Below are 1,971 nucleotides of genomic sequence, written 5' to 3'. Positions count from 1 at the left end.
GAGACGGAGCCGGTGGCCGTGAAATTGGGTGTGTGGGTCTCCAACACCAAATCGAGGCGGGACAAGCTCGCCCAGGACCAGTTGGCTGCGCTGCGGGAGCTGGGCATCGAGTGGGCGTGACGCTCCCATCGGCAAGGTCCGTCCCGTTTGGCAATGATCCGAGGCCGGGTCAGGGACGCGGGGGCGGGGTGGTGAGGTAGGGAACGAGTTGGGCTTCAAGGTCGGCGATGCGTTTGTCCATGAAGCGGTTGTTCTGGCGTGCACTGGTCAGGCGTTCTTGGATCTGCTGGTTGTCCTGGGTGAGCTGTCGTACGTGCTGCTTCAGCGTGGTGTTCTCGGTGACGATGCGCTGAAGTGAGCCTTCGGGGAGATCGTGTTCGAGGTCGCGGATCTTGCCGAGGAGTTCTGCGATGTGGGTGCGCTGGGTGCGGATTTCGCGGTGGGCCTGGGCGAGTGCGTCTTCGGCGTTGAGTGCACGTTCTCTCCAGGCGGGCTGGGCGCGGCTGGAGCTGTCGGAGACCGCGGGGTGAGGTCTGTCTACGCGGTTGGCCTGCTCGATCAGGGCTCTGGCCTGCTGGTTTTGGTAGAGGAAGGTGCGCGAGACGCGGGCGGTCCGGGCAAGGGCTGCGACGGTGACAGGCGTATGATCGCGCGCCGCGGCCGCCAGGGCGGCCTGGAGGCGTTCGAGCATCTCCTGCGTGGCGGCGGGCCCGGACGGCCGCGTCGGTGCGGGACGTACTCATGGCTTCCCTGTGGCATCCGGGCCGGATGCCTGCAGCTCGGCGAGGTCTCGGGCGCGGAAAGCGGTGCTCCAGGTGCGGTGGAAGTAGTCCTGGGGGCGCCGCAGGTCCAGGGTGAGGGCTTCGTCGAGGATGCCGAGGGCGGCCAGGGCCTGCTCGAGTCCTTTGATGGCCTGGGCGGTGGGTTCGAAGACGGTGTGGAGGTAGTCGGCGGTTGCGTCGTCGGGGGCGTTCTCGGCGATGGAGCGCCACTGTTCGGCTTTGCGTCGCCAGTAGAGGAGGTCTGCGCCGGAGAGGACGAAGTTGTCGCAGTTCTCGCAGTCGAGTTTCCAGGGGCAGGCTCCACCGGCGACGACTGGTTGGTAGGTGCAGAATCCCCCGTCGGCGGGGGTGCTGCGGCGGGAGAGGTCCAGGGCCAGGGCGAGGGCTGTCTCGCGGTTGATGGGGGTGGTGTCGCCGGAGAGGAGTTTGCCTGGGTTGGGGGCGCCGGGCCCGGCCACCCAGACGGTGTTCAGGACGTCTTCGAGGTCGCTGTTGGTGATCTTCACGTAGTGCTCGGCCATGCGCTCGGACAGCTGGCCGAGGTAGCGGCGGATGTGGGTGAGTGTGGCGCCGGCGCGCAGCAGGTTGGTGGCCAGGGTGTGGCGGGCCTGGTGGGCGACGTAGGCGCCGCCGAGGTCGAGGCCGGCGATCCAGGTCTTGAAGCGCTGGTTGAAGTGTCCGTAGGAGATCGGCTGCCGGCCGTTGGGGTTACGGACGCGAGAGGAAAACAAGGCCAGGTCGGGGCGTTCAGCGGCTGTGGGGACACGGCCGTAGCGTTTTTCGAAGAGCTGGAGTGTCTTGGTGTGGCGGGCATCGAGGCGCTGGTAGACGGGCTCGGGGATGCGGATGCCCTCGTTGTAGTTGCCGACCTTGGTCTGGTCGTGCCACAGCATGGCCAGGCCGCGGTAGCGGCCGATGCAGTCCAGTCGCAGTCCGACGACCTCGCTGCAGCGGCGCCCGGTGGCGACGATGGTCTCCCAAATGTCCCGCAGGCCCCGGTCGTTGAGGTCGAGTTCCTCCAGGCGGCGCAGGTTGGTCTCGTCCATCAGCGCGCGGGCGACGTCGTCGCTGAAGGGGTTGCGGGAGCGCTGTTTGATGCCGGTGCCGCCGAAGGGGATGGCGGTCAGGAAGCCGGTGTCGATGCCGAGGCGTTCGGCGTGGCCGGCGGTGATGGCGCTGTAGAGCAGCT

At 67.7% G+C, this 1,971-nt stretch carries 3 protein-coding genes; 1 reads left to right on the top strand and 2 read right to left on the bottom strand.

The window, feature by feature from the left end:
• A partial coding sequence (locus tag ABTZ59_RS37515) for a Helicase associated domain protein (RefSeq protein ID WP_503003869.1) occupies positions 1-120 on the top strand: 120 nt, incomplete at its 5' end.
• A gap of 49 nt (positions 121-169) precedes the next feature.
• On the opposite strand, the gene ABTZ59_RS37020 is transcribed toward ABTZ59_RS37515, so the two are convergent.
• Positions 170-691 carry a DUF6262 family protein gene (locus ABTZ59_RS37020; RefSeq protein ID WP_351013534.1) on the bottom strand — a complete coding sequence of 174 codons (522 nt, stop codon included), beginning with the start codon at positions 689-691 and terminating at the stop codon, positions 170-172.
• 48 nt (positions 692-739) lie between these two features.
• Positions 740-1,971: tyrosine-type recombinase/integrase (locus ABTZ59_RS37015; protein ID WP_351425908.1), on the bottom strand; the 1,232-nt coding region annotated here is incomplete at its 5' end.

Source organism: Streptomyces sp. NPDC094034, assembly GCF_040303865.1.
In the GTDB taxonomy this organism is placed as follows: Bacteria; Actinomycetota; Actinomycetes; order Streptomycetales; family Streptomycetaceae; genus Streptomyces.
The sequence above is the reverse complement of the archived record's forward strand: the minus strand, read 5'-3'. Positions and strand labels throughout refer to the sequence as shown.

Coding starts and splice junctions, on each gene's coding strand:
- ABTZ59_RS37020 (WP_351013534.1), bottom strand. CDS start 691: ATGCTCGAACGCCTCCAGGCCGCCCTGGCGGCCGCGGCGCGCGATCAT.